Origin of the sequence: Cryptosporangium japonicum (assembly GCF_039524755.1) — a bacterium.
GTDB lineage: Bacteria > Actinomycetota > Actinomycetes > Mycobacteriales > Cryptosporangiaceae > Cryptosporangium > Cryptosporangium japonicum.
On sequence record NZ_BAAAGX010000010.1, the window covers coordinates 129,742 to 153,150 of the forward strand.

At 72.7% G+C, this 23,409-nt stretch carries 29 protein-coding genes; 18 read left to right on the top strand and 11 right to left on the bottom strand.

Annotated features, from left to right (window positions below; genetic code table 11):
• Window positions 1–550, top strand: a 550-nt coding sequence (locus ABD437_RS13515) for a LuxR C-terminal-related transcriptional regulator (RefSeq protein ID WP_344649142.1), incomplete at its 5' end; no start/stop codon positions are given.
• Here ABD437_RS13515 and ABD437_RS13520 read toward each other — a convergent pair.
• A complete protein-coding gene (locus ABD437_RS13520; protein WP_344649143.1) occupies window positions 501–1,085 on the bottom strand; it encodes a MauE/DoxX family redox-associated membrane protein in 585 nt (194 codons plus the stop codon). The genes ABD437_RS13515 and ABD437_RS13520 overlap by 50 nt on opposite strands.
• A 191-nt stretch (window positions 1,086–1,276) precedes the next feature.
• Between ABD437_RS13520 and ABD437_RS13525 the strand changes: the two genes are divergently transcribed.
• The 11 genes from ABD437_RS13525 to ABD437_RS13575 all read left to right on the top strand — a co-directional run bounded on the left by ABD437_RS13525 (window position 1,277) and on the right by ABD437_RS13575 (window position 9,527).
• A complete protein-coding gene (locus tag ABD437_RS13525) occupies window positions 1,277–1,456 on the top strand; it encodes a hypothetical protein (RefSeq protein ID WP_344649144.1) in 180 nt (59 codons plus the stop codon).
• A 14-nt stretch (window positions 1,457–1,470) separates the two neighbouring features.
• Window positions 1,471–1,659: a hypothetical protein gene (locus tag ABD437_RS13530; RefSeq protein ID WP_344649145.1), complete on the top strand. Its 189-nt coding sequence runs from the start codon at window positions 1,471–1,473 to the stop codon at window positions 1,657–1,659.
• Between the two features lie 72 nt (window positions 1,660–1,731).
• Window positions 1,732–2,268 (top strand): TlpA family protein disulfide reductase, encoded by a 537-nt coding sequence (locus ABD437_RS13535; protein WP_344649146.1) that lies wholly within the window; start codon window positions 1,732–1,734, stop codon window positions 2,266–2,268.
• Entirely contained in the window at window positions 2,265–4,145 is a 1,881-nt protein-coding gene (locus tag ABD437_RS13540) for an ABC transporter ATP-binding protein (RefSeq protein WP_344649147.1), read from the top strand. Before ABD437_RS13535 ends, ABD437_RS13540 begins: the two co-directional genes overlap by 4 nt.
• Window positions 4,142–4,612, top strand: a complete 471-nt coding sequence (locus ABD437_RS13545; protein ID WP_344649148.1) for a S26 family signal peptidase — start codon at window positions 4,142–4,144, stop codon at window positions 4,610–4,612. Before ABD437_RS13540 ends, ABD437_RS13545 begins: the two co-directional genes overlap by 4 nt.
• Before the next feature lie 94 nt (window positions 4,613–4,706).
• Window positions 4,707–4,835 carry a hypothetical protein gene (locus ABD437_RS13550; protein ID WP_344649149.1) on the top strand — a complete coding sequence of 43 codons (129 nt, stop codon included), beginning with the start codon at window positions 4,707–4,709 and terminating at the stop codon, window positions 4,833–4,835.
• Between the two features lie 145 nt (window positions 4,836–4,980).
• On the top strand, window positions 4,981–6,039 hold the full coding sequence (locus ABD437_RS13555; RefSeq protein ID WP_344649150.1) for a TauD/TfdA family dioxygenase: 1,059 nt from the start codon (window positions 4,981–4,983) through the stop codon (window positions 6,037–6,039).
• 77 nt (window positions 6,040–6,116) lie between these two features.
• A complete protein-coding gene (locus ABD437_RS13560) occupies window positions 6,117–7,079 on the top strand; it encodes an ABC transporter substrate-binding protein (protein WP_344649151.1) in 963 nt (320 codons plus the stop codon).
• Window positions 7,076–7,897, top strand: coding sequence for an ABC transporter permease (locus ABD437_RS13565; protein WP_344649152.1), 822 nt, complete (start codon window positions 7,076–7,078; stop codon window positions 7,895–7,897). Before ABD437_RS13560 ends, ABD437_RS13565 begins: the two co-directional genes overlap by 4 nt.
• Window positions 7,894–8,691, top strand: coding sequence for an ABC transporter permease (locus ABD437_RS13570; protein ID WP_344649153.1), 798 nt, complete (start codon window positions 7,894–7,896; stop codon window positions 8,689–8,691). The genes ABD437_RS13565 and ABD437_RS13570 overlap by 4 nt, the downstream gene beginning before the upstream one ends.
• 26 nt (window positions 8,692–8,717) lie before the next feature.
• Window positions 8,718–9,527 carry an ABC transporter ATP-binding protein gene (locus ABD437_RS13575; RefSeq protein ID WP_344649154.1) on the top strand — a complete coding sequence of 270 codons (810 nt, stop codon included), beginning with the start codon at window positions 8,718–8,720 and terminating at the stop codon, window positions 9,525–9,527.
• 47 nt (window positions 9,528–9,574) lie between these two features.
• Here the strand turns inward: ABD437_RS13575 and ABD437_RS13580 are convergent, their stop codons facing one another.
• On the bottom strand, window positions 9,575–9,958 hold the full coding sequence (locus ABD437_RS13580; protein ID WP_344649155.1) for a VOC family protein: 384 nt from the start codon (window positions 9,956–9,958) through the stop codon (window positions 9,575–9,577).
• 64 nt (window positions 9,959–10,022) lie between these two features.
• Here ABD437_RS13580 and ABD437_RS13585 point away from each other — a divergent pair, with 64 nt between their 5' ends.
• On the top strand, window positions 10,023–10,985 hold the full coding sequence (locus tag ABD437_RS13585) for an AraC-like ligand-binding domain-containing protein (RefSeq protein WP_344649156.1): 963 nt from the start codon (window positions 10,023–10,025) through the stop codon (window positions 10,983–10,985).
• 12 nt (window positions 10,986–10,997) lie between these two features.
• On the top strand, window positions 10,998–11,459 hold the full coding sequence (locus tag ABD437_RS13590; RefSeq protein ID WP_344649157.1) for a cupin domain-containing protein: 462 nt from the start codon (window positions 10,998–11,000) through the stop codon (window positions 11,457–11,459).
• A 66-nt stretch (window positions 11,460–11,525) separates the two neighbouring features.
• Here ABD437_RS13590 and ABD437_RS13595 read toward each other — a convergent pair whose 3' ends face one another.
• Window positions 11,526–11,957 (bottom strand): DUF4259 domain-containing protein, encoded by a 432-nt coding sequence (locus ABD437_RS13595; RefSeq protein ID WP_344649158.1) that lies wholly within the window; start codon window positions 11,955–11,957, stop codon window positions 11,526–11,528.
• Between the two features lie 153 nt (window positions 11,958–12,110).
• Between ABD437_RS13595 and ABD437_RS13600 the strand changes: the two genes are divergently transcribed.
• A complete protein-coding gene (locus ABD437_RS13600; RefSeq protein ID WP_344649159.1) occupies window positions 12,111–12,935 on the top strand; it encodes a MarR family winged helix-turn-helix transcriptional regulator in 825 nt (274 codons plus the stop codon).
• Between the two features lie 868 nt (window positions 12,936–13,803).
• Here the strand turns inward: ABD437_RS13600 and ABD437_RS13605 are convergent.
• The 3 genes from ABD437_RS13605 to ABD437_RS13615 form a co-directional block, all read right to left on the bottom strand.
• Complete coding sequence (locus ABD437_RS13605) at window positions 13,804–14,199, bottom strand: hypothetical protein (protein ID WP_344649160.1); 396 nt, start codon at window positions 14,197–14,199, stop codon at window positions 13,804–13,806.
• An 86-nt stretch (window positions 14,200–14,285) separates the two neighbouring features.
• A complete protein-coding gene (locus ABD437_RS13610; protein ID WP_344649161.1) occupies window positions 14,286–14,837 on the bottom strand; it encodes a 3'-5' exonuclease in 552 nt (183 codons plus the stop codon).
• Between the two features lie 28 nt (window positions 14,838–14,865).
• On the bottom strand, window positions 14,866–15,726 hold the full coding sequence (locus ABD437_RS13615) for a ketopantoate reductase family protein (protein ID WP_344649162.1): 861 nt from the start codon (window positions 15,724–15,726) through the stop codon (window positions 14,866–14,868).
• Window positions 15,727–15,777: 51 nt separating this feature from the next.
• On the opposite strand from ABD437_RS13615, the gene ABD437_RS13620 reads away from it, so the two are divergent.
• On the top strand, window positions 15,778–16,392 hold the full coding sequence (locus ABD437_RS13620) for a TetR/AcrR family transcriptional regulator (protein WP_344649163.1): 615 nt from the start codon (window positions 15,778–15,780) through the stop codon (window positions 16,390–16,392).
• 2 nt (window positions 16,393–16,394) lie between these two features.
• Here ABD437_RS13620 and ABD437_RS13625 read toward each other — a convergent pair whose 3' ends face one another.
• From ABD437_RS13625 to ABD437_RS13640, 4 genes are all read right to left on the bottom strand, one after another.
• Window positions 16,395–16,559 (bottom strand): hypothetical protein, encoded by a 165-nt coding sequence (locus ABD437_RS13625; RefSeq protein WP_344649164.1) that lies wholly within the window; start codon window positions 16,557–16,559, stop codon window positions 16,395–16,397.
• Between the two features lie 78 nt (window positions 16,560–16,637).
• Window positions 16,638–17,873 carry an alpha-hydroxy acid oxidase gene (locus ABD437_RS13630; RefSeq protein WP_344649165.1) on the bottom strand — a complete coding sequence of 412 codons (1,236 nt, stop codon included), beginning with the start codon at window positions 17,871–17,873 and terminating at the stop codon, window positions 16,638–16,640.
• 91 nt (window positions 17,874–17,964) lie between these two features.
• Window positions 17,965–18,603, bottom strand: coding sequence for a fasciclin domain-containing protein (locus ABD437_RS13635; RefSeq protein ID WP_344649166.1), 639 nt, complete (start codon window positions 18,601–18,603; stop codon window positions 17,965–17,967).
• A 22-nt stretch (window positions 18,604–18,625) separates the two neighbouring features.
• Window positions 18,626–20,155 carry a molybdopterin-dependent oxidoreductase gene (locus ABD437_RS13640; RefSeq protein WP_344649167.1) on the bottom strand — a complete coding sequence of 510 codons (1,530 nt, stop codon included), beginning with the start codon at window positions 20,153–20,155 and terminating at the stop codon, window positions 18,626–18,628.
• 153 nt (window positions 20,156–20,308) lie between these two features.
• On the opposite strand from ABD437_RS13640, the gene ABD437_RS13645 reads away from it, so the two are divergent.
• Entirely contained in the window at window positions 20,309–21,871 is a 1,563-nt protein-coding gene (locus tag ABD437_RS13645; RefSeq protein ID WP_344649168.1) for a histidine kinase N-terminal 7TM domain-containing diguanylate cyclase, read from the top strand.
• Between the two features lie 41 nt (window positions 21,872–21,912).
• Here ABD437_RS13645 and ABD437_RS13650 read toward each other — a convergent pair whose 3' ends face one another.
• Window positions 21,913–22,290, bottom strand: a complete 378-nt coding sequence (locus tag ABD437_RS13650) for a DUF2750 domain-containing protein (protein WP_344649169.1) — start codon at window positions 22,288–22,290, stop codon at window positions 21,913–21,915.
• 136 nt (window positions 22,291–22,426) lie between these two features.
• Here ABD437_RS13650 and ABD437_RS13655 point away from each other — a divergent pair.
• On the top strand, window positions 22,427–23,409 hold a 983-nt coding region (locus tag ABD437_RS13655), incomplete at its 3' end, for a TetR family transcriptional regulator (RefSeq protein WP_344649170.1).

Sequence of the window (23,409 nt, forward strand, 5' to 3'; positions counted from 1 at the left end):
GGTGGCCGAGCACCAGCCGGACGCGGCCGTCGTCGACGTCCGGATGCCGCCGACGTTCACCGACGAGGGCACCCGCGCCGCCCGGGACGTCAAGGCGGCCCATCCCGGCGTCGGGGTGCTCGTGCTGTCGCAGCACATCGACACGACGCACGCGCCGGCGCTGGTGGGCCTGGGCGGGTTCGGCTACCTCCTCAAGGACCGGGTCCTCGACGTGGGCGGGTTCCTGGCCGCGGCGCAGCGGGTGGCCGACGGCGGGTCGGCGCTGGACCCGCAGGTGGTCGCCGCGCTGCTGGCGGCCCGCTCGGCCGACGACCCGCTGTCCACCCTGTCGGAGCGGGAGCGGGAGGTGCTGGAGCTGATGGCCGAGGGGCTGAACAACCCGGCGATCGCCCGGCGGCTGGTCGTGAGCGAACGGACGGTGGAGGGCCACGTCCGGCACGTGCTGCTCAAGCTCGGCCTGGCGGAGTCCGACGACGGCCACCGGCGCGTCCTGGCCGTTCTCACCCTGCTCCGGTCCCCCGGCCGCCGGGGCCGGCCGACCGGGGGCTGAAGAGGTCGATCAGGTCGTCGAGGCGGGCCACCAGCAGGCCGGCCACCGCACCGGCGAACACGGCGAGCGCGACGCCGGCCGGTTCGACCGTGTCGCCGGCCCCGAACGCGAGCGCGAGGCCGGTGGCGCCGACCCCGGCCAGCACCACGTCGCGGACCAGATGGCCCGGGGTGAGCGGACGTTCGGTCGCGCCGAAACACGCGCAGGTCGCGCCCGGGCCGCGGCGCAGCGCCAGCGCGATGCCCACGCTCAGGGACGCGAGCAGGAGCACGGCCAGACCCAGCGTGCCCACCGCGAGCGGACGCCAGGCCGCGCCCGGAACCACCAGCGCGGCGAGCGCACCGACGACGATCGTGGCCTCGAGCCCGACCACTCCCACCGCCACCGGGCCGACCAACGGAGCCGGCACCACCCGCCAGCCGCGCAGCGACGCGGTGAAGCCACGCAGCGCCGCCCGGCTGCGGGCCTTGCCGACCGCGGAGACCCCGAACACCACCACCAGCGCGGCCAACAGGCCCGTCACCGCGATGCGCATCAGCAGCTCCGATCCCGGGGCGAGCGCACGACGAAACGGTGCGACGCCGGGCCCCGTACCCGGCGACGGCCGCACTCCGCACGGTACGCCTTTGTGGACTCCGTGAACGGACGATTTCGTTGACATTTCCGCGTTTCGGCTGCCAGTGTCGATTCCGTTAGGACTAAGTGGATCGTCGATAGGAGACCCCTATGACTCGAGCCATGGGAAAGCTGGCCGACCGCCTGCTCTCCGCCTTCGTCCCGCAGACCACCGCGGCGGCCGAGGTCCTGTACAAGTGCACGCCCTGCGGCGGCACCAACGCGCTGTGCCGGCAGTACTGCTTCGGCAACTGCGGTCCCTGGTACTGCGACACCTGCGGGACGTGCTGAGAGGGAGGAGCCCCATGACCCGCACCATCGGAAAACTGGCCGACCGCCTGCTGTCCGCCGTCGCACCACGGGCCACCGCGCTGGCCGGCTACGAGTACAAGTGCGAGAGCTGCGGCTCGCCCTACACCCGGCTCGACTGGCGGTACTGCGCCAGCGGCTGCAGTCCCTGGTACCGCGGAGAATGCAAATTCGCGGCGTGCTGATCCACCGGCCGGCGTCGTCGCAGGGCGGCGCCGGTCGCTGCGTGTCCCACCGAGGGGAAGGCAACTTCCGACATGGCTTATGTCGTCGCCGCGCTCGTCGTCACGAACGTTCTGACGCTGTTGAATTTGTTGTTGCTGTTCGGGGTCATCCGGCGCCTGCGTGAGCAGCAGGACAATCCCGTTCCGCCGGGGCGGCCCGGGCCGGCGTCGCTGCCGGTCGGCACCCGGGTCGAGGCGTTCACCACGGTCGACACCGAGGGCCGCGCGCTCGCACTCGACGAGCTGCCCGACGGCACCGTGGTGGCGTTCTTCAGCCCCGGGTGCGCGCCGTGCGAGGTGCTGCTGCCGAAGTTCGTGGCCCACGCCGAGGCCCGGCCCGGTGGCCGGGACGGGATCGTGGCCGTGGTGGTGGGGCCGCCGTCGGAGACGCCCGCGTACGCCGACCGGCTCGGGCCGGTCGCCCGCGTGGTCGTCGAGGAGCCCGGGAGCGGCGCCGTGGCGTCGGCGTTCGCGGTCACCGGCTACCCGACCGTGTTCCAGCTCGACGGCGACGGCCGGATCCTGCTCAGCGACGCCTCGGTGGACCGGCTGGCCGTTCCGGCGGCATGAGCCCGGACCACGCCGACCCGGCGCCCGGAACCGACACCACGTCCGGCGCCGCGCGGGCCGGAACCGAGCCGGTGCGTGCCACCGTCGTGGCCGCGTTCCGGCTGGCCGGGCGGGCCGCACCGGCGCAGCTGACGGCCGCGGTCGTCGTCGCCGCGGTCAGCGCGGCGGCGCCGGCCGCGACGGCCTGGCTGACCAGGGAGACGGTGAACGGCATCGTCGCCGGCGTCGGGGCCGGCCGGCTCCTCGCGCTCGTCGGCGGGCTGGCCGTGGCCGGTGTCGCGGTCGGGGTGCTGCCGCACGCCGCCACCTACGCCCGCGCCGAGCTCGGGCGGCGCAGCGCCGTGCGGGCCCTGGACGAGCTGTACCGGGCCGTCGAGCGTCAGGTGGGGCTGCGCCGGTTCGAGGACCCGCCGTTCCTGGACCGGCTGCGGATGGCCGGCTCGGGCGGCCGCGCGCCCGGCGACCTGTGCGGCGCGGTGCTGAACGCCGGCACCGGCCTGCTGAGCGCCGCCGGGCTGGTCGCGGCGCTGCTGCTGGTGAGCCCGCTGATGACCGGGATCGTGCTCGCCGCCGCGGTGCCGGTGCTGGGGATGGAGCTGCTGCTGGCCCGGCAGCGGGCGGCGGTGCTGTGGCGGATGAGCCCGGCCGCGCGCCGCGAGTTCTTCTTCGGCCAGCTGCTCGGCCACCCGGTCGCGGCCAAGGAGGTCCGGTTGTTCGGCCTGGCCGGTTTCCTGCGGGAACGGATGCTCTCCGAACACCGCGCGATCGACGTCGCGCAGCGCCGCGTCGACCGGCGGGCACTGGCCACCCAGGGCGGTCTCGCGCTGCTCGGCGCGGGCGTGGCCGGTGGCGGTCTGATCTGGGCCGTGTTCGCGGCGCGCGACGGCCGGCTCGGCGTCGGCGACGTCACGATGTTCGTCGTCACCGTCGCCGGTCTGCAGGCCGCGCTCGCCGGGCTCGTCAGCTCGTTCGCCGGGGCCCACGCGTCCGCGCTGCTGTTCGCGCACCATCGCACGGTGCTCGCCACCGCCCCCGACCTGCCGGTGCCGGCCGCGCCGCAGCCGGTGCCCGCGCTCCGCCGTGGCATCGAGCTGCGCGACGTCTGGTTCCGCTACGCCGACGACAAGCCCTGGGTGCTGCGCGGGGTCACGTTCACGATCCCGCACGGGCTGAGCGTCGCGCTGGCCGGGCACAACGGCGCCGGCAAGACGACGATCGTCAAACTGCTGTGCCGCCTGTACGACCCGACCCGGGGCTCGATCCGCTGGGACGGCGTCGACCTGCGCCAGGTGCCGCTCGACGACCTGCGCCGGCGGATCGCGACGGTGTTCCAGGACTACATGGAGTACGACCTCACCGCGGCGGAGAACGTCGGGCTGGGCGACCTGGCCGCGCTCTCCGATCGGGAGCGGATCACCGCGGCCGCGCGGCTGGCCGGCATCGACGGTGTGCTCGCCGGGCTGCCCCGGGGGTACGACACGATGTTGTCGCAGATCTTCGCCGTCGGCGACGACCCGGACGACCCGGAGACCGGGGCGATGTTGTCCGGCGGGCAGTGGCAGCGGGTGGCCCTGGCCCGTGCGCTCATGCGCGGCGAACGCGACCTGCTCGTGCTCGACGAACCGACCGCGGGCCTCGACGCGGAGGCCGAACACGAGATCCACGCCCGCCTGCGCGCCCACCGGGCCGGACGCACCAGCCTGCTCATCTCGCACCGGCTGGGCGCGGTGGCCGACGCCGACCGCATCGTGGTGCTGCGGAACGGCGTCGTCGCCGAGGAGGGTGACCACACCGAGCTGATCGCCGCCCGGGGCACCTACGCCCGGCTCTTCGCGCTGCAGGCCAGCGGCTACACCCGCACCGGGGTGGAGCCGTGACCGCCGCGCTGGTCGCCGTCGCCGCCGCCGGTGTCGCGATCGGACTGGCGGGGTACTGGGCGCGCCGGCGGTTCGTCGTCGTGACCGTGCTCGGCGAGAGCATGGCCCCGACCTTCGCGCACGGCGACCGGGTGCTCGTGCGCCGGGTCCGGCTGGCGCGCGCACGCGCCGGTCAGGTCGTCGTGGCGGCCTGGGGCACGCCGGTGCCGGGCGGGCCGCACCCGCTGGTCATCGAGGAGCCGGTGCCGGGCGAGCCGCCGACGATCGATCCGTGGGTCGTCAAGCGACTGGTGGCCGGGCCGGGTGATCCGGTGCCGGAGACGATCGGCGCGACGGTGGGCGATCGCCGGGTGCCGCCGGGCCGGTTCCTGGTGCTCGGCGACAACGTCGCGGCGAGCGCCGACTCGCGCCAGTTCGGTTACGTGCACGCCGACTACCTGCTCGGAGTGGTCGTTTCGCGGCTGTAACGTTCCGCGATAAGAAACGGCATCTCTATTGACGTGACGGGCGCCGGGTCCTTACATTCTCCCGAACGACGTACCACGGACCCCGGGAGCCCTCATGACCACGGAGAACGCCGCCAGCGGCGCTTCGGCCGTGTTCGAGCGCTCGGTCCGTCTCGCGCCCGAGCCGCGTCACCGTTCGATGCGCCTCGGCACCGCGGCCGGCAAGACCACCTGCCGCTGGTAGCCGGCTCCGGAGCCGCGGGGCCGAAGTCTGTCCGTCGTCTGCTGACGGACAGCCGCCCCGCCCACGCCATGCGTGCCGGGGCCCGTCCGGATCTCCACCCATGGCGTGTGCCCAGCCGTTCCCGCACGCCCCTGGAGGTAGAGACATGCGACCCATCGACGGCCCGTTCGCTTGGCGGGGTTCGGACCTGGCGGCACGGAAGGACTGGATCGTCGAGCTCACGGAAGCCCAGATCGAGGAGCTCCGGAGCGTCGGCGACCAGTTCGTCAAGGACGACCCCGATCTGCGCACGGTCACCGCCGCGGACTACCCGCTGCCCCGCTGCGCCGACGCGGTCGCGGCGTTCGGCGACGCGCTCGACCGCGGCCGCGGTTTCGTCCTGGTGCGTGGCCTGCCCACCGACACCTGGGACGACGCGCTCGCCGGCGCGGTGTTCTTCGTGATGGGCCTGCACCTGGGGGTGCCGATGCGCCAGAACGCGCTCGGCGACCTGCTCGACCACGTCATCGCCACCTCCGACAAGACGCTCGCCGAGGCCGACGCCCTGCCCTCACGCGTCCGCGACCGGCTCGACTTCCACTCCGACTCCTCCGACGTCGTCGCGCTGATGTGCCTGCGCGCGGCCAAGGAGGGCGGCGCGAGCAGCCTGGTCAGTGGCGCGACGCTGTTCAACGAGGTGCTCGCCCGGCGGCCCGACCTGGCCGCGCTGCTGCTCGAGCCCTGGTACTTCGACTGGCGCAAGCAGGACCCGGACGCGCCGGCCGACCACTACACCTCGCCGATCGTGAGCTGGACCGACGGCGTGTTCAGCATGTACGCGGGCACGTCGATGATCCGCTCGGCGCAGCGCCACGACGGGGTGCCGCCGCTGAGCCCGGCGCAGAACGAGGCCCTCGACCTGCTGGACACGATCACCCACGAGCCCGGCATCGCCCTGGACATGGACTTCCGCCCCGGCGACGTCCAGTGGCTGCTCAACTACGCCGCCCTGCACTCCCGGACCTCGTTCGTGGACCACCCGGAACCCCAGCGGCGCCGCCACCTGCTCCGCCTCTGGCTCAAGCGCGACGTCGGGCGGCCGCTGGTGCCCGGTTTCGGCAAGCACGTCGTCGCCGGCCGCGACCAGGCCCGCACCGAGGACGACTCCCGCGGCCACTTCCACGTCGCCGACGCCGTCGTCCCGCGCCAGGACTGGGGCCAGTAGCTCCACCGATCACCGATCCCACCCGGCCGCGCACCGCCGGCCGGGGCTCCCCCACTGCACGTCTACGGAGAATCGCCATGAACAGACGCCGATTCGGACTCGCCGCCGCCCTCACCGCCCTCACGCTCGCCGCGACCGGGTGCGGGGACGGCGGCACCGACACCGCGAGCGGTCCCGCCACGATCAAGGTCACCTCGTTCGGGTGCGAGATCTGGAACACCTGGGCCGAGGCCAAGGGGGTCTTCGCCAAGCACGACCTGAAGGTGGAGCTGGTCAAGTCCACCGGTGGGTCGGCCGCGGTCGCCGCGGTGCTCTCCGGCGCCGCCGACCTCGGTTACGTCAACGGGTTCTCGGCGATCAACGCCTACAACACCGGCTTCCCGATCGAGATGGTCGCCGGCGCGAACACGAACGCGACGCCGCCCGCCAAGCCCGCGCAGGGCGTGTTCGTCGGCACGAACTCCCCGCTGAAGTCGGCGAAGGACCTGGCCGGCAAGACGATCGCGGTCAACGAGCTCAACGGTCTCAACCAGATCGTCACATCCACCTGGCTCAAGCAGAACGGTGTCGACGTCTCCGGCGTCCGGTTCGTCGCGCTGCCGTTCTCCGACCAGGTGCCCGCGCTGCTCTCCGGCAAGGTCGACGCCGCCCAGCTCGGCTACTCGCTGCTCGGCGACAACAACGACAAGGTGCGCAGCCTCGCCGACCCGTTCGCCACCGCCGGCACCGTCTACATCGCCACCTACGTGGCGTCCAAGGCGTTCGTCGCGAAGGGCGACACCGCGTCGCGCTTCCACGACGCGATGGTCGAGACCATGGACGCGCTGGGCAAACCGGAGAACACCGACGAGTCGTTCGCGTTGCTCTCGGCCTGCAACAAGGTGCCGGCCGACGTGCTCAAGGCCCAGCCGCAGAACGCGCTCTCGCCGTCGGTCGACCTCGCGGCGCTGAACGGGATGGCCGATCAGATGGTGGAGCAGAAGATCATGCCGAAGAAGCCCGACCTCGACGCGTTCGTTCCCGAGTTCGCGCGGTCATGACGACCGAGACCTCTGCCCTGCCGGTCGGCGCACCCGCTCGGGTGCGCCGGGGAGTTCCCGAGTGGGCGCTGGGCGTCGCCGGTGCGGTCGTGCTGCTCGTCGTCTGGGACCTCGCCGTCCGCTCCGGCGCGGTCTCCGAGGACTCGCTCCCCTACCCGGCCGCCATGCTGGCCCGGGCCGGGAACCTGCTCGCCGATCCCGAGTTCCTCACCCAGACCGGACACACGCTCTGGGCCTGGTTCGCGTCGCTCGCGCTGGCGAGCGCGGTGGCGGTGCCGCTCGGGCTGCTGATGGGCTACTTCGCGACGCTCTACCGGCCCGCGTCCACGGTCGTGCACGCGGCCCGGTCGATCCCGTCGACGGCGTTCCTTCCGGTCGCGATCCTGATGTTCGGGCTCGGCTTCCAGATGAAGCTCGCGCTGGCGATCTACGCGATCTTCTGGCCGATCCTGCTCAACGCGATGTACGGCGTGCGCGACGCGGAGCCGCAGATGCTCACCGCGGGGCGCAGCATGGGCTGGAACCGCTACCGGCTGCTCACCCGGATCGTGCTGCCCTCGGCGGCGCCGGCGATCGCGACCGGCATCCGGGTGGCCAGCTCGATCGCGCTGATCGTGGTGCTCTCCACCGAGCTGCTCGGCGCCACCACCGGCATCGGCACCGTGATCACCACCTACCAGCAGGCCCAGCGCCCGGACTTCGTCTACGCCGGGATCCTGCTCACCGGCCTGCTCGGCGTCGTCGTGTACTACGCGTTCACGTTCGCCGAACGTGCCCTGCTGCCGTGGGCGAACGCCCAGCGGGGAGGGTCCCGATGAGGCGTGTCCTGCGTCCGCTGCAGTGGGTGTGGTTGCTCGTCGTCGTGCTTCTGGTCTGGGAACTGCTCACGCGGACGATCGCCACGTCGCTCTTCGTCCCCCCGGTGTCGGAGATCGTCCGGACGTTCGGCCGCACCTGGTTCGCCGCCTCGCCGTCCACCCTGTTCCTGAGCGAGGAGTTCCGCACCAACGTGCTGCCGAGCATCGGGCGGATCGCCGCCGGCTACTCGATCGCCTCGGTGGTGGGGATCGGCGGCGGCATCCTGCTCGGGGTGTGGCGCCCGGCCGGCGCGTTCTTCAACCCGCTGATCCGGCTGGGCATGTCGGTTCCGGTGACCGCGCTGCTTCCGCTGGCCATCGTCGTCTTCGGCATCACCAACAGCATGAACGTGTTCCTGATCGCGCTCGGCTGTCTCTGGCCGATCCTGATCAACGCCTACGACGGCGCCCGCGGGATCGACGGGACGATGACGCTGACCGCGCGCAGCATGCAGCTGTCCCGGCGCCGCTACTTCCTCAACGTGCTGCTGCCCGGGGCCAGCCCGGCGATCGTCGCGGGCATGCGGGTGAGCGTCGGCACCGCGATGGTGCTAATGGTCGTCTCCGAGCTGTACGCCGCGACGTCCGGGCTGGGGTACTACCTCACCCAGCAGCAGCGGCTGTTCCGGTTCCCGCAGCTGTGGTCGGCGATCCTGCTGATCGCGCTGCTCGGGATCCTGGCCAACGCCGCTTTCGCCGCCCTGGAGCGGTCGGCGTTGCGCTGGCACCACGCGGCCCGCGGCGAATCGCGATGACCGCCACCATCGGAGGGGAGAAGACGATGACATCAGCGGTTCTCGAGGTCGCCGGCCTCGGCAAGTCCTACCGTTCCCGCGCCGGGGACGTGCCCGCCGTCCGCAGCATCACGTTCGACGTCGCGCCGGGCGAGTTCGTGTCGGTCGTCGGCCCGTCCGGCTGCGGCAAGACGACGCTGATGATGTGCATCGCCGGCCTGCTGCCGCTGACGACCGGCGCGGTGACGTTCCGCGGCACGCCGCTGGACGCGCCGCGCGACGGTGTCGCGGTGGTGTTCCAGGACTACAGCCGCTCGCTGTTCCCCTGGCTGACCGTCGCGAAGAACGTCGCGCTGCCGCTGAAGGACCGCAAGGTGCCGCGCAAGCAGGTCCGCAGCCGGGTCGCCCACGCCCTGGAGATGGTGGGCCTGGGGCACGCCGCAGACCTGCACCCGTGGCAGCTCTCCGGCGGCATGCAGCAGCGCGTCGCGATCGCCCGCGGGCTGGTCGTCGAACCCGAGGTGCTCATCATGGACGAGCCGTTCGCCTCGGTCGACGCCCAGACCCGCACGTCGCTCGAGGACCTGCTGCTGCGCATCTGGGCCGAGACCGGCACGACCGTGCTGTTCGTGACCCACGACATCGACGAGGCCGTCTACCTGTCCGACCGCGTGGTCGTTCTCTCCCAGGGCCCGTCGACGGTGGTCGCGGACATCCCGATCGGCCTGGACCGCCCGCGCGACCAGGTGGCCACGAAACAGACCGCGCTCTTCGGCGAGCTGCGCGGCGAGGTCTACAGCCTGGTCATGGCGTCGGAGAAACGCACGTCGCTGGCGGGCCGCTCCGACCCGGAGTGACCGTCGCCGGACCGCCGGCTCCGGAGGGCTCGGAGCCGGCGGCCACTCTACGGATGGCGCCGCAGCGGGGACGAGTCGCCCACGAGCCAGAAGTGGCCGAAAGGATCGATGAAGCCACCCTGCCGATGCGTGCCCCACGGCGTTCGGTGATCCCGGACCGGGTCGTGGTAGTCGGCCCCGGCGGCAGCGGCGGCGTCCAACAACGCGTCGGGGTCGTCGACGAAGACCTCGATCCGCGTGGTCGTCCCCCGCAGCGCGCCCGGAGTGTCCCAGCGGTTCTCCGGTTGAGCGACGAAGAACGGCGCGCCCCGCACGTCCAATCCGATCACCGACCCGAGATTCCACAGCTCGGTCGCGTCGAAAGCACGCCGGTACCACTCGGACGCTTCGGCCGCGTCCGGCACTGCCAGCATCACCGAGATGACGGTCATCCAGACACCGTACGGGTCGGCCGTCCTCTCCGTACCCCGGCTGACGCGTGCGTATCGTTGACCGGTGATCGGCGATCTTGCGACGTTCCAGGACGAGCTGGCCGCCAGCGGGTTCCCGCCGCTGGTCAACAAGCGGGCCGGGGCCGGTTTCCGGGCCCGGATCGACGTCCGTGAGCTCGGGCCGCTGCGGCTGGTCTCCCTCGAGACGCCCGAGAGCGCCTGCGTCGGGCGGGAGCGCGACGCCTCCGACGGCGACAACCTGGCGATCAAGGTCATGACCCGCGGCCGGACGCGGATCGAGCAGGGGCGCGGCGACGCCGAACTCGGGCCGGCCGACCTGGTGCTGCTCGATCCCACCCGCGCGTTCCGGTTCGAGAGCACCGCGTCCGCGCACGTCACGATCCTGGTTCCGCGCCGGGAACTGCGGATGCGACCCGCGCAGCTCGACCGGCTCGTCGGCGCACGCATCGACGGCAGCCACGGTCCGGGCGCTCTGGTCTCCGTGCTGGCCCGGGAGTCGGCGCGGTCGGCGACCGAGCTCCGCGAGGCGGCGGCGCTGCGATCGGCGGCGGCCGTCGTCGAGCTGATCGCGGTGGCACTGGAGGCCCGGCTGGGCGACGAGCAACCGGCCCCGGACGAGCGGCTGCGCGATCGCATCACCGGCTACATCGAGGCCCGGCTGGCCGATCCCGACCTGTCGCCGCCCGGCATCGCCGCCGCCCACCACATCTCCGTACGCCGGCTGCACAAGCTGTTCGAGGACCAGCCGCTCACCGTCGCGGCCCTGATCCGCCGTCGCCGCCTGGAGCGCTGCCGGGCCGAGCTGGCCGGCGGTGCTCCAGCCGGCACCGGGGGCCGGACGGTCACCGCCGTGGCCGCCCGGTGGGGATTCTCCGATCCCACCCACTTCAGCAAGCTCTTCAAGACGACGTACGGCTACAACGCCCGCGCACTGACGACCAGCAACCGTGCACGGACGACCAAGACGCGCACTGCCGGCCCGGAACAGGATGGTGGTCACCGATAGACAGGAGAAATCGTGGCACGCGTCAACATCGTCCGCCCCGGTGAGGGCGAGATCCTCGGCAGCGGGGCGCAGCGGATCCGCATTCTGGAGAACGGCGAGCACACCGACCACCGGCTGGGGTTCGCCGAGGTCACGATCCCGCCGGGCACCCCGAGCCCGTTGCAGCACCGCCACGCCCAGCACGACGAGGGCTTCTACGTGCTGGCGGGGACGTTCCGGTTCACCGTCGGCGAGGACCAGTACGACGCCGGGCCGGGCACCTGGGTCATCGTGCCGACCGGAGCGCCGCACACGTTCGCCAACGTCGGCGACGAGAACGCGGTCATGCTGAACACGTTCACACCGGATCTGTACGTGCAGTACTTCCGCGACTTCAAGGCCATGATCGACTCCGGCCGGCCGGTCAACGCCGAGACCATGAAACCCCTGTGGAAGAACTACGCCACCGAGATCTCCGACGAATACGCTTCATGAGGCCCCGCTAGCGCGCGGCCGGAAGGCTGGGGGGTCGGGCCCGGCGCGCGGCGGTTCCGGGCCGGTTCACCGGCTGCTCGCCTCGTCCAGGACGGCACGGATCGACTGCACCGACGCCAGCGCCTGCGGATACAGTTCCCCCGCCTCCTCCCACAGCGCACGCCACTCGGAGCGCTCGGCGACGATCCGGTCCAGCGCTCGCACCCCGATCGCGCCGATGTCGTCCGCGACCTCGACGGTGCCACCCTGCTGCACGAAATCGGGCGCGTAGGGAGTGTCGATCGGCGTCCCGCCCGGCAGCTGGGACGCGACAACGGCCGCAGCGGCGATGGCCTCCACCGCGTCGTCGCTGTCGAGGTACTCGTCGCCGGTCTCCGCGACCCGCCGGAGCGCATCACGGATCAACGCGGCCCGTTGCGCCGGCGCGGCGTCGGCCAGTTCGCCGCACCAGTCGGCGGCGGTGTCATTGTCGAACGGACCGACACCCCACGTACCCATGCTGCCCCCCCCGTGCGGATCACTCGACGCGATCCTACGGCCGAGCGTCGACGAACCTCGGCGGCAGATCAGTGTGGCCGGCGAGGTCGGATCTGGGCCTGCTGGTTCGTAGTGCGGGTAGGAGTGTCCCGACGCGCCGGAGGAGATCGAGTGATGCCGCATCCCCGGGCCACGATCCACCGCATGTTCGAGCTGATCGAGCCGATCGCCACGATCACCTTCTCCGGAAGGCCGACCAACGCGTTCCTCGCCCTCGGCCTGCGCGATTACTGGGACGGCTACTTCGCCGGCCGGGCCGCGCCCCTGGGGCTGGCGCCGCCCGAGGTCGTCCACGCGGTCCTGTACAACTTCGCGGACGGCGAGGTGGCCCGCCACATCCCGTGGGTCTGGGGAAAGACCAGCCCGCACGGGGCGATCGCCGTCCGCGAGCGGTCCAGCGCCGCGGCTCTGCGTTCCCGCCTCGGAGAACTCGCCGATTCTCCCGATCTGGCGCGGGCGGCCGATCTCGCCACCCGGGCCGCCCTGAGCGCGCCGACCGAGGGCCGGCCGCTGTACGCCGGGCTCCGGGCGCTCGATCCACCCGAGGAGCCGGTCGCCCGGCTCTGGCACGCCACGAACCTCCTGCGGGACTACCGCGGGGACAGCCACAACAGCGTCCTCGTCGTCCACGGCATCGGCGGCGCCGAGTCCCACGTCCTCTTCGCCCTCGCCCGCGGGGAACGACCCGACGAGTTCAGCCGGCTGCGCCACCTCCCCGCGGCACAACTGACCGCCACCGTCGACGGCTTGCGCCGCCGCGGCCTGGTGAACGCTGCCGGCCAATTCACCGACGAAGGCCGCGAGCTGCGTGAGCGGATCGAGGCCCGCACCGACGAACTCGCCGGGCTGGCCTACGACACGCTCACGGCAGCTGAGCTGGACGACCTGATCACGACCCTCGAACCGATCGCCGCGTCGGCAGACACCTCCGACGACTGACTCCACGTCGAGAACCCGGTCGGCGCGCGGCTCCGTGTGCCGGGACACGCATGCGTCGGACGGGATTGTTCTCGCCCGATGATCGGTCGCACGCCGGACGAGTGCACCCGGCTCGTCCGGCGGAGCCGAGCACTCGCGTTGACGCTCGGAGCGCTCGGCTTGTGCGTCGACGCCTGGCTGCGTTCCCGGCCGTACGACTGGCCACCGACCGACTCCGCCGCCCTCGAACTCGCGCTCGCCGTCGGGACGCCGTTCCTGGTGCTCGTCCTGCTGACGCTGGTCCAGAACGCGGTGTTCCGGCGGTCGTGCCGGCCGCCGCGGCCCGGCTTCGCGCTCGGCCTGCACGCCGGGAAGCCCGCCTTCGCGCCGCGATCGGCACGGCCGGGAACTCGCCGGCCTGCTCACCCCGGCCCGCGACGCACTGTCCGGCCGCCCGTAGAAAGCCGGGACTACAACCTGCCGGACGGCCCCGTTCGTCCCGCAGGACGACCACGAGGATCCTCAACCGTGCCAGCCCCGCGGACTGCCGGCCGCCGACCACGGTGTCTGGGTGAGATCCACCGGTCCACGAGGCACCGTGGTCGTCCATCCCAACGACGTCGCCGGCCTCCGACCCCTACCGGACTACGCGAACACCAGCGGTTGTTGCGGTCCGCGCGGGACCGAGGGCCCGAATCGCGCGTGCCTCTGCGGCACACCGGTCGCGACCCTCGCCGCCGACTGTTTCGGCCCTCATGAGGTGCACCTGGATCCGGTACGCGTCCACGCGTCCGACTCGGACCAGCAGCGCTGACGCCGAGGCGTCTCCCCGGGCCGCGGAACAGGCCGGGAGCCTGTGGTGGCTCCCGGCCCGTTTACCGGGTCAGGCTCAGGATCGGACCGTGCACGCATCACCGGCCGAGGGAGCCGACTGCGTGTGGATGTTGATCCGCCACGCCGCTCCCAACGTGCCGATAGCCTTGCCGCGATTCGGCAACAGGCATAGATAGCTCCGGTACACCGCGCCCGGCTCCTGGTACGTGATCTGCGCCCAGTCGTCGTTCCGCGTGTTGTACACGTAGTAGGACTTGGTGGCCCGCTCGCTCAGGCCCTGCTCGCCGTAGTCCTGGTAGGCCGCGGTAGGGTGGTTGTTGGTCCAGTCCGCGCTGGTCTTGTAGAAGCAGACCCGCGGATAGCCGCACCCGTGGGCGCTGGTGGCCCGGGCCGGCGCCGCGGCGCCCAGAACCGTGGCGACCACCGACGCCGCGGCGAGTGCCGAGACCACGACAGAACGCTTGCCGATCACATTCGCCTCCGTGTTTCCCCCGCGTTCAGGCGTCCACAGTGTTGCCGGACCACGCAAGTGAGTGGTCAGCCGGCCCATCGGCCCCGGCGGACCAGGTCGAGAACCAGGGCCGCGATGTTCCAGGCGTCGTCCTCGCCGCGGTGGTGCCTGCCCTCGAGCGGCAGGCCGGCCAGCTCGAGCGCCCGGGCCATGCCCGGACGTTTGCGCAGCCCGTGCGCCTCGGTGAAGACGAGCTTCGCGTTCGTGTGGTGCCGCCCGAACGGATACGCGGTCGCGGTGGCCCGGCACTGGCGGAGGAACTGGTTGCGGTCGTAGTCGCCCCAGCTGGCCCACGGCCGCCGCCCGGCGTCGTGTTCGGCGGCGAGCAGGCGGCAGGCTTCGGCGAAGCTGACACCCCGGTCCACCTCGTCCTGGGTGAGCCCGGTGAGCTCGGTGCAGAACGCGCTGACCCGCGACCGGGCCGGCCGGACGAGGATGCGGTGACGTTCCCGCCGCTGCGCGCTCTCCAGGTCGACGACGGTCAGGCCGATCTCGATGATCTCGCTGACCGAGCCGGGCGGAGGGTTCCCCGCCCAGCAGGTGGCTTCGACGTCGACGACGTTGAGGGTGCTGGACACCGCCGTCACGGTAGAGGGTGCCGGTGGGTCACGCAGCCGGATATCCGCGCAGCTGCGCGGCCAGGTGTTCGTACTCGGCCGCCGCTGACGGCGAGGTGTCGCTGAGCCCGCTGTGCACGGCCGCCGAGCTGCGCAGGAAGCGCCGGAGAACCGCGACGAGCAGGCCCTCGGGCAGCGTCCGCACCGCGTCGAACGCGCGGGGAACCGGCGGCGTGGGCAGCGCGGCCAGGCTCTCGCGCAGGCGGCGCAGCAGGACGCGGACCGCGTCGGGGTCGTCGGCGAGCGCGGCCGGGCCGCCCGCCGCGAGCGCCGCCTGCCCGAGCGGCACCTCGAACGCCGCGTGCGTCGCGAGCCAGGCGTCGATCCGCGGCTCGGCCCTGGCCGTGATGCCGGCGGCGCGGAAGGCACGCGCGAGGGGTGCCAGGCGCGCGGCGGAGGCGCCGACCGGCATCCGGATCAGCCGCTCGGCGAGCCCGGCCGGCCGCGCGCGGACCAGGTCACCGTCGAGCGTGCCGCCGCCGATCACGGGAAACCCGAGAAGCACCCGTTCGGGGCCGAGCGCCGCCCGCAGCGGCGGGGCGCCGGCGGCCCAGTTGAGCAGGAACAGCACGTCGCCGCCGACGTCGCGGAGCGATTCGGTCACCGCGTCGACCTGATGGGCGCGGACGAGGACCAGCGTGAGGTCGTAGGCGTCGTCCGGGCGCCCCACCACCGGCACCGGTACCCGCCGCACCGCGGTGGCGTTTCCCTCGGCGATGCGGACGCCGTCCCGGCGCAGCGCGGCCAGCCGGTCGCCGCGGGCCAGTAACGCGACGTCGTGCCCGGCCTCGTGCAGCCGAGCGGCGTGCAGGCAGCCGAGGACACCGGCGCCGAACACGAGAATCTTCATTCCGCCTCATTCATACGTTCGTTTTAATCGATCGCATGATAGTAAACGGAGATGCCGTCCCCCGACACGCGCACCCAGCTCCTCGACGCGGCCGAGCACCTCTTCGCCGAGCACGGGTTCCGCGGCACGTCGATCCGCGCGATCACCAGCCGCGCCGGAGCGAACCTGGCGGCCGTCGGCTACCACTTCGGCTCGAAGGTCGAGCTGCTGCACGCGGTCATCCGGCGCGTGATCGAACCGATCACCGCCGCGCAGAGCGCCGGGCTCGACCGGTTGCTCGCCCGTACGCCCGACCCGACGGTCGGCGACCTCGTGGAGGCCTTCGCGGGCCCGATGTTCGACGGGATGCTCGCCGGCGACGAGACCGGCGCCCGCCGGTCCCGGATGATCGTGGCGATCCTCAGCGACCCGGCCGAGGAGATGCGTAGCTGGACCGGCGCCACCGAGGACGCGGTCCACGAACGGTACGTCGCCGAGTTCGCCCGGGCCCGGCCGGAGCTGCCGGCGCCGGAGCTGTTCTTCCGGATCCGGGGCATGCTGGCCGTCACGGCCGTGGACCGGGTCGACCTCTACAACCGGTCGGCCCCGGTGGCGGAGGACGCGGCCCGCCGCTGGGCGGTCACGTTCCTGACCGCGGCGATGAGCGCCCCGCCGACCGAGGCCTGAACTCAGAGTTTCCGCACGCCCCGGCGCGCTTCGACGACGCCCGTCACGATCGCGACGACGAGCGCGATCGCGCCGATGATCAGCAGCCACTTGACCGCCTTGATCACCAGGCCGAGCACGATCAACACGACGGCGACGACACCCAGGGCGATGAGCAGAGCGCGCATGAGATACCTCTCTTCCAGCGTCCGGTCGCCTCGATCTACCCCGTCGTGTCGTCGTTCATCGCGAGTGTGATCAATCGGTCATCGGGGGCGGGGCTCGAGGCGGACCAGCTGGGTGACGTGCTTCGGGGTGAGTTCGTCGAGGCTGTGGGCGCCGAGGAGCTTCATCGTGCGGACGATCTCGGTGGAGAGGATCTCGATCATCTTGTCGACGCCGGCCCGGCCGCCGGCCATCAGCCCGTAGAGGTAGGCGCGGCCCACCAGCGTGAACTTGGCGCCGAGCGCGACGCAGGCGACGATGTCGGCCCCGTTCATGATGCCGGTGTCGACGCTGACCTCCACGTCCTTACCCACTTCGCGGACGACGTCGGGCAGCAGGTGGAACGGGATCGGCGCGCGGTCGAGCTGGCGGCCGCCGTGGTTGGACAGCAGGATGCCGTCGACGCCGTAGTCGGTGAGCTTCTTGGCGTCCTCGACGGTCTGCACACCCTTGACCGCGAGCTTGCCGGGCCACATCTCGCGGATGATCTTGAGGTCCTCGAACGAGATCGTGGGGTCCATCGCCGCGTCGAGCAGTTCGCCGACGGTGCCGCCGGTCGAGGACAGCGACGCGAACTCCAGCTTCGGGGTGGTGAGGAAGTCGTACCACCACCAGGGGCGCGGGATCGCGTTGGCGACCGTGCGCAGGCTGAGCTGCGGGGGGATCGAGAAGCCGTTGCGCTTGTCGCGCAGCCGCGCACCGGCGACCGGGGTGTCGACGGTGAAGAACAACGTGTCGAACCCGGCCTGCGCGGCCCGCTCGACCAGACCGTAGGAGATCTCGCGCTGACGCATGACGTAGAGCTGGAACCAGTTGCGTCCGGCCGGGTTGGCGGCTTTGACGTCCTCGATCGAGGTGGTGCCCAGCGTGGAGAGCGTGAACGGGATGCCGGCCGCACCCGCCGCTCCGGCGCCCGCGGTCTCGCCCTCGGTCTGCATGAGGCGGGTGAACCCGGTGGGCGCGATTCCGAACGGCAGCGCCGACGGGCCGCCGAACACCGTGGTGGACGTGTCGACGTGCGCGACGTCGGCCAGCACGGACGGGTGGAACTCGACGTCGAAGAACGCCTGGCGGGCCCGCCGCAGCGACAGCTCGGCCTCGGCCGCGCCGTCGGTGTAGTCGAACGCCGCCCGCGGGGTGCGCCGCTTGGCGATCCGGCGCAGATCGGCGATCGTCAGCGCCGCGTCCAACCGCCTCGTCCGGCCGTTGAGCTGGGGTTTCTTGAACTGCATGAGTTCGAAGATCTCCGCGGGCCTCGGAACCTGACGACGGACCACGAGATCTCCCCTCGTTGAAACGTTTCAGGCCGAGGTTAGCAGCCGGGGCCGCGCGGAGAACGGGCTGCCGTCCTCCGCGCGGCCCGGGCGATCACTTCGGCATGAGCACGGTGTCGATGAGGTAGACCGTAGCGTTCGCGGTCTGGACGTTGCCACAGACGACCTTGGCGTCGCCGTTGACGGTGAAGTCCTCGCCGCTGCCCGTCGCGGTCACCGGCTGGCCCTGCAGGGACGTGAACGGACCGGCGGTGCCGAGCTGCTCGGGCGTGATCTTCTGCCCCACCACGTGGTAGGTCAGGATCTTGGTCAGCGTGGCCTTGTCGGCCAGCACCTTCTGCAGGTCCGCGGCCGGGATCTTGGCGAACGCGTCGTTCGTCGGCGCGAACACCGTGATGTTCTTGGCACTGTTGAGCGTGTCGACCAGGCCGGCCGCGCCCACCGCCTTGACCAGCGTCGAGAGCACCGGGTTGTTGCTGGCGGCGGTGGCCACCGGGTCCTTCGCCATGCCGGAGAACGAGCCGGCGCCCGAGGCCGGCACCGCGGAACAGGCGGCGCCGAACGGACCGTCGGCGGGCATCGCCGACGCCGAGGCCGACGCCGACGGGGCCGCCATCGAGCTGCCGCTCGTGGTGGCGGTGCCGGACGAGTCGTCGCTGCTGCAGGCGGCCATCGACAGGGCGAGCAGGCTCGCGGCGGTGGCGCCGACCAGGCGGGTACGCAGACGGGTCATGACAGTGTCCTTTCTCGGGGGATCAATCGACGGTCACGACGACCGAGTGCCAGCCGGTCGCGCCGTCGGGGAAGGGTGTGGCGCGTCGTTCGGGTTGGGTCGCGCCGGTCCGGTCGGTCGCGCGGACCTCGAGGGTGTGCGACCCGGGAGTGGTCGCGTCCCAGTTCCAGCGCCACTGGCGCCAGGTGTCCGCGGAGGGCACCGGGGCCAGCGCCGCGACGTTCCACGGGCCGCCGTCGACGCGGACCTCCACCCGCTCGACGCCCCGGTGCTGGGCCCAGGCCACCCCGGCCACCGCGATCGGCCCGGCTTTCGACGTGGACAGGGGGCGAGGGGTGTCGATGCGCGAGAACGTCTTGATCGGAGCCTGCGCCTTCCAGCCGCGCTCGACCCAGTACGGGTCGACGTCGGCGAACGACGTGAGCTCCAGGTCGACCAGCCACTTGGTGGCCGACACGTACCCGTAGAGCCCGGGCACGAGCATGCGGACGGGATAGCCCCGTTCGATCGGCAGCGGCCGGCCGTTCATCCCGACGACGATCAGCGCGTCGCGGCCGTCGCGGACCACCGACGTCGGTGTCCCGCAGGTCCAGCCGTCGACCGACCGGCTGACGATCTGGTCGGCGCCGTCCTCCGGCTGCACCTCGTCGAGAAGGGACGCCAGCGGGACGCCGAGCCACCGGGCGGTACCGGCGAGCTCACCCCCGACCTCGTTGGAGACGCAGGCCAGCGTGATCACGCGCTCGACCAGCTCGCGGTCGAGGAGGTCGGCGTAGGTGAGCGTGAGCGGCGTCCGGACCCGGCCGTGGATGCGCAGCCGGTAGTCGTCGGTGGACAGCTGGGGCACGGCCAGCGCGGTGTCGACCCGGTAGAAGTCCTTCTCCGGGGTCAGGAACGGCGTCAGGTCGGGCAGCCGCAGATCGACGCCGGCGGGCAGCGGCGGCGCCGGGTCGGCCGCCCGTGGCAGCGTGATCGTCAGCCGCTCCCGGGCGACGTCACGCAGGCCGCCCAGGAACCGCCCGGTCGCGCCGAGCGCCGCGGCCCCGACCACCACCGTGCCCGAGAGCAGGAGGAAGTGGCGGCGCGACGGGCCGGTGTTCCCGCTGGTCGACGGGGCCGACCCCACCGCGGCCCCCGGAGAAGCGAGAAACACCAGCACCGCGACGCCGACCGCCGCTCCGATCAGCGAGGGCAACCAGGCGAGCGGCCCGGCGCCCGGCCGGGTCACCGCCGCGAGGATCCCGACCACGCCGAACAGGGCGACCCCGGCCGCGCCGAGCCACCGGCGACGCCGCGACACCAGGCCGCACCCCACCGCGAACAGCACCAGCAGGACGACGACCCCGGTCAGCAGCGCGAGTTTGTCGTGCTGCCCGAACGTCCGGATGCCGAAGTCCTTGACCGGCCGGGGCACCAGGTCGATGACCGCCAGGCCGACCGCGACCACGGGTGAGGTGCCGCGCCCGATCAGCGCGGCCACCGGCTCGGCCGACCCGAGGGCCGCGGCGGCGGCGACCATCCCGGTCGCGGCTCCGAGGCCGAGCGTTCTCATCCGTGTCACATGAGGTCTTCGGGACCGCGGAGCATGCGGATTGGTGCCGGCCGCGTGAATTTTTCCGACGGTCGCGCGGGGTACGGCCGCGGCTCAGCTCGGACGCGCCGCTGCCGATACGGGAAGGACGACACGGAAGAGGATCGAGGGGCCATGTGGCCGCAGCTGATGACGCTCGCCTACGGGGTGGTCGCGTCGATCGGCGCCCACACCGTGGTGGCCGCGTGGCACGGCCGCGCGCACCGCATCGGGGCCCGCCCACTGGCCGGGCTGGCCGGCGGCATCGCGCTGCTGGCCGTCGTCGCGTGCGCGTCGACGCTGACCGGCGACGTCACCGCGCTGCGGGTCCTGGCCACGGTGGGCGTCGCCCCGCAGGGCGCGTTGATCGCCTCGTACGCGGCGCTGGTCTGGACGATCGGCAACCCGTCCTGGTCGACCCGGCGGCGCATCGTGCTGCTCTCGATCGAGCCGGTCGTCGCGACCACCCTCGCCGCCACCGACGGCTGGCACCACCTGTTCTTCGGCCCGGTCACCCAGAACGCGCTCGGTGTCTGGGTCGTCCAGGTCGGCCCGCTGTACTGGGCGCACCTGATGTTCCTGTACTTCCTGACGATCTGGAGCACGCTGCACTTCGGGCTGGTCGACCCGGCGGCCCCGCAGCGGAAGAAGCGCAAGCTGGGCTGGATGGTGGCGATCGCGCTGCCGCCGATCGTCGTGAACTTCGTCGCGCTTGAGGTCGTGCCGCTCGGCGTCGAGCTGACGCTGGTCGGGATGGCGTCCACGGTCGTCGTGCTGCGTGTCGTGTTGGACCGGCAGTCGTTCGACCTGCGTCCGGTGGCGCGTGAGCAGGTGATCGACGAGCTCTCCGACTACTTCTGCATCGTCGACCGGGCCGGGTACGTCCGGGACTTCAACCGGGCTGCCCGGCGGCTGCTCGACGGCCTCGACCCGGAGCTGACCGGGCGGCACGACGTGCGGATCGAGGAGTTCGGGCTCGGGATCGAGCCGGACCCCGGACGCGACACCACGATGCTGGTCGAGGACGCCTCGGGCCTCGGGATCGACCTCGAGATCCGGCTGATCGTGCTCCGCGACCGGGCCGGGTCGTGCGTCGGCTGGGCGCTGCTCAGCCGCGACGTCACCGCGTCGAACCGGCAGCAGCGGAACCTGCGCCGTCAGCTCGAGACGATCGAGGCGCTCCGGGCCGAACTGGCCGAGCAGGCCGTCCGGGATCCGCTCACCGGCCTGCACAACCGCCGCTACCTCGCCGACGCCCTGGCCGAGCGCGCGGGCGAGCGGATCTGTGTCGCGCTGGTGGACATCGACCACTTCAAGCACGTCAACGACACGTGGGGCCACGCCGTCGGCGACGACGTGCTGGTCGGGGTGGCCCGCGAGCTGTCCGAGGGCCAGCCGCCCGGCGTCGTGGTGGCCCGCAACGGCGGCGAGGAGTTCGTGCTGGTGTTCCCCGGCGTCACCGCCGACGAGGGCCGGGCCCGGGTCGAGGCGCTGCGGGCCCGGGTGGCCGCCCGCCCGTTCCCGGCCGGCGACGGCGTGCTGCGCGTGACGTTCAGCGCGGGCGTCGCCGCGGCCGACGGACGGTTCGACGCCGACGCGCTCCTGGAGGGCGCCGACCGGGCGCTGTACCGGGCCAAGGGCAACGGCCGCAACCGCACCGAGACGGCGTCGTCCGCCGAGCTCGCCCCCACGCGGTAAGCGCCGGGACCGGGCGGGCTCAGGGGGCGTCGCGGTGGCCGTCAGCTTCGGTCGGCGTCCGCGTAGGGGCCTTCCCGAAGGGCGTGGGCCAACCGATTGAGGACCTCGTTGACGGAGAAGTCCCAGCCGGTCAGTCGGGGGCCGGTCCAGTTGACGCCCACTCGGTACCCCTCGGCGTCGAGCGACGGAAGCTCACTGGTTCTCCAGGTCTCCAGGGTGAGCGAAGCGGGGCGCAGATCGCCGCCCCAGACGGCAGCCGCCCGCTGGGCCCGGGCCCGGGACGACCAGTACGGCATGGCCCGCACACCGGGAGAGGTCTCCGGCGCGGGACTCCCGTGGGCGTCACGCACGTACCAGACGGTCCGATGGCCGGCGAGCTCCCGGAAGAACGCCGCCGCCTGGCTGCCGCTCTGGCTCACGGGACGCGACGCTAGCAGAGGGGCGGTCCGGCCCGCCGGACCGCCCCTCGCCTCGATCTGACCGTGCTTCTCGTCGCCGCGGACCACTCCGTGACTGCGGATCCGCCGAGATGAGCCCACGGCGTATCTTCGGCCCATGGCCCGGCTGACCCGCGCACAGCAGCAGGAACACACCCGTGGAACGGTGCTCGCCGCGGCCCGGGAGGAGTTCGCCGAACACGGCTACGCCGAGGCCAAGGTCGACCGGATCGCCGATCGCGCCGAGCTCACCCGGGGCGCGGTGTACTCCAACTTCCCGAGCAAACGCGCGCTCTACCTCGCGGTGCTGCTGGCCGAGGTGAACGCGTCCGCGACCGCGCCGGGGCCGGCCGAGCCGCCGACGCTCGTCCGCGCACTCGAGTCGTTCGCCCGCGTCCGGCTGGCGCGGCTGCCGCTCTCCGGCGACTCCCCCGCCGACGCCGGGCTCCGCCTGCGGTCCCTGACCGGTGTCTTCGTCCCGGCTCCGCCCGGCCGCCCCGGCACCGCCGCGGTGACCAGCCCCGCCACCGCGGTGACCAGCCCCGGCGTCGCCGCGGTGCTGGGTGAGCTCCACCGGCTGGAGGCGGTGCTGCTGGGGCTGGCCCTGGAATTCTGCCCGCCCCGGCGCCCCGGTGTCCGCCGGGTCCGCCTGGCCGAGCTGGTGCTGACGCTGCTCGACGGCGCCGCCGGGCGGGCCGAGGCGGCGCCGGGCACCGTCGACCCGTTCGACGTCGCGCAGGCCTGCGCCCACCTCGCCGGCCTCGATCTCGGCGACCGGTGGGACCCACCGCACCTGGCGTTCGTGCGGCCCGCCTCGACCGTCGGCCGGCCCTGGGAGTGCCCGGTCGACCTGCCGGTGGAGCCGGACGTGTTCGTCGTCCTCGGTGCCGCCCGCCTCGGTGCCGCCGAGGAGGCGATCCGGGCCGCGCGGCCGGGCGAACGCGTCGCGGTGGCGATCGTGACCAGCGCACCGGCCGAGCTCGGCGCCCTGGTCCGGCTCCGCCTCGCCGAGCTCACCGCCGGGGTGCGCCAGGCGATCGGCCGCCTGCCCGACGTGGACGTCGTCGTCGACGACACCGGGGCCGCCGCGGCCGCGGCCGG

Coding starts and splice junctions, on each gene's coding strand:
- ABD437_RS13565 (WP_344649152.1), top strand. CDS start 7,076: ATGACGACCGAGACCTCTGCCCTGCCGGTCGGCGCACCCGCTCGGGTG.
- ABD437_RS13635 (WP_344649166.1), bottom strand. CDS start 18,603: ATGACCCGTCTGCGTACCCGCCTGGTCGGCGCCACCGCCGCGAGCCTG.
- ABD437_RS13615 (WP_344649162.1), bottom strand. CDS start 15,726: ATGAAGATTCTCGTGTTCGGCGCCGGTGTCCTCGGCTGCCTGCACGCC.
- ABD437_RS13555 (WP_344649150.1), top strand. CDS start 4,981: ATGCGACCCATCGACGGCCCGTTCGCTTGGCGGGGTTCGGACCTGGCG.
- ABD437_RS13525 (WP_344649144.1), top strand. CDS start 1,277: ATGACTCGAGCCATGGGAAAGCTGGCCGACCGCCTGCTCTCCGCCTTC.
- ABD437_RS13625 (WP_344649164.1), bottom strand. CDS start 16,559: ATGCGCGCTCTGCTCATCGCCCTGGGTGTCGTCGCCGTCGTGTTGATC.
- ABD437_RS13645 (WP_344649168.1), top strand. CDS start 20,309: ATGTGGCCGCAGCTGATGACGCTCGCCTACGGGGTGGTCGCGTCGATC.
- ABD437_RS13580 (WP_344649155.1), bottom strand. CDS start 9,958: ATGACCGTCATCTCGGTGATGCTGGCAGTGCCGGACGCGGCCGAAGCG.
- ABD437_RS13595 (WP_344649158.1), bottom strand. CDS start 11,957: ATGGGTACGTGGGGTGTCGGTCCGTTCGACAATGACACCGCCGCCGAC.
- ABD437_RS13530 (WP_344649145.1), top strand. CDS start 1,471: ATGACCCGCACCATCGGAAAACTGGCCGACCGCCTGCTGTCCGCCGTC.
- ABD437_RS13640 (WP_344649167.1), bottom strand. CDS start 20,155: ATGAGAACGCTCGGCCTCGGAGCCGCGACCGGGATGGTCGCCGCCGCC.
- ABD437_RS13620 (WP_344649163.1), top strand. CDS start 15,778: ATGCCGTCCCCCGACACGCGCACCCAGCTCCTCGACGCGGCCGAGCAC.
- ABD437_RS13560 (WP_344649151.1), top strand. CDS start 6,117: ATGAACAGACGCCGATTCGGACTCGCCGCCGCCCTCACCGCCCTCACG.
- ABD437_RS13520 (WP_344649143.1), bottom strand. CDS start 1,085: ATGCGCATCGCGGTGACGGGCCTGTTGGCCGCGCTGGTGGTGGTGTTC.
- ABD437_RS13550 (WP_344649149.1), top strand. CDS start 4,707: ATGACCACGGAGAACGCCGCCAGCGGCGCTTCGGCCGTGTTCGAGCGC.
- ABD437_RS13575 (WP_344649154.1), top strand. CDS start 8,718: ATGACATCAGCGGTTCTCGAGGTCGCCGGCCTCGGCAAGTCCTACCGT.
- ABD437_RS13600 (WP_344649159.1), top strand. CDS start 12,111: ATGCCGCATCCCCGGGCCACGATCCACCGCATGTTCGAGCTGATCGAG.
- ABD437_RS13540 (WP_344649147.1), top strand. CDS start 2,265: ATGAGCCCGGACCACGCCGACCCGGCGCCCGGAACCGACACCACGTCC.
- ABD437_RS13570 (WP_344649153.1), top strand. CDS start 7,894: ATGAGGCGTGTCCTGCGTCCGCTGCAGTGGGTGTGGTTGCTCGTCGTC.
- ABD437_RS13535 (WP_344649146.1), top strand. CDS start 1,732: ATGGCTTATGTCGTCGCCGCGCTCGTCGTCACGAACGTTCTGACGCTG.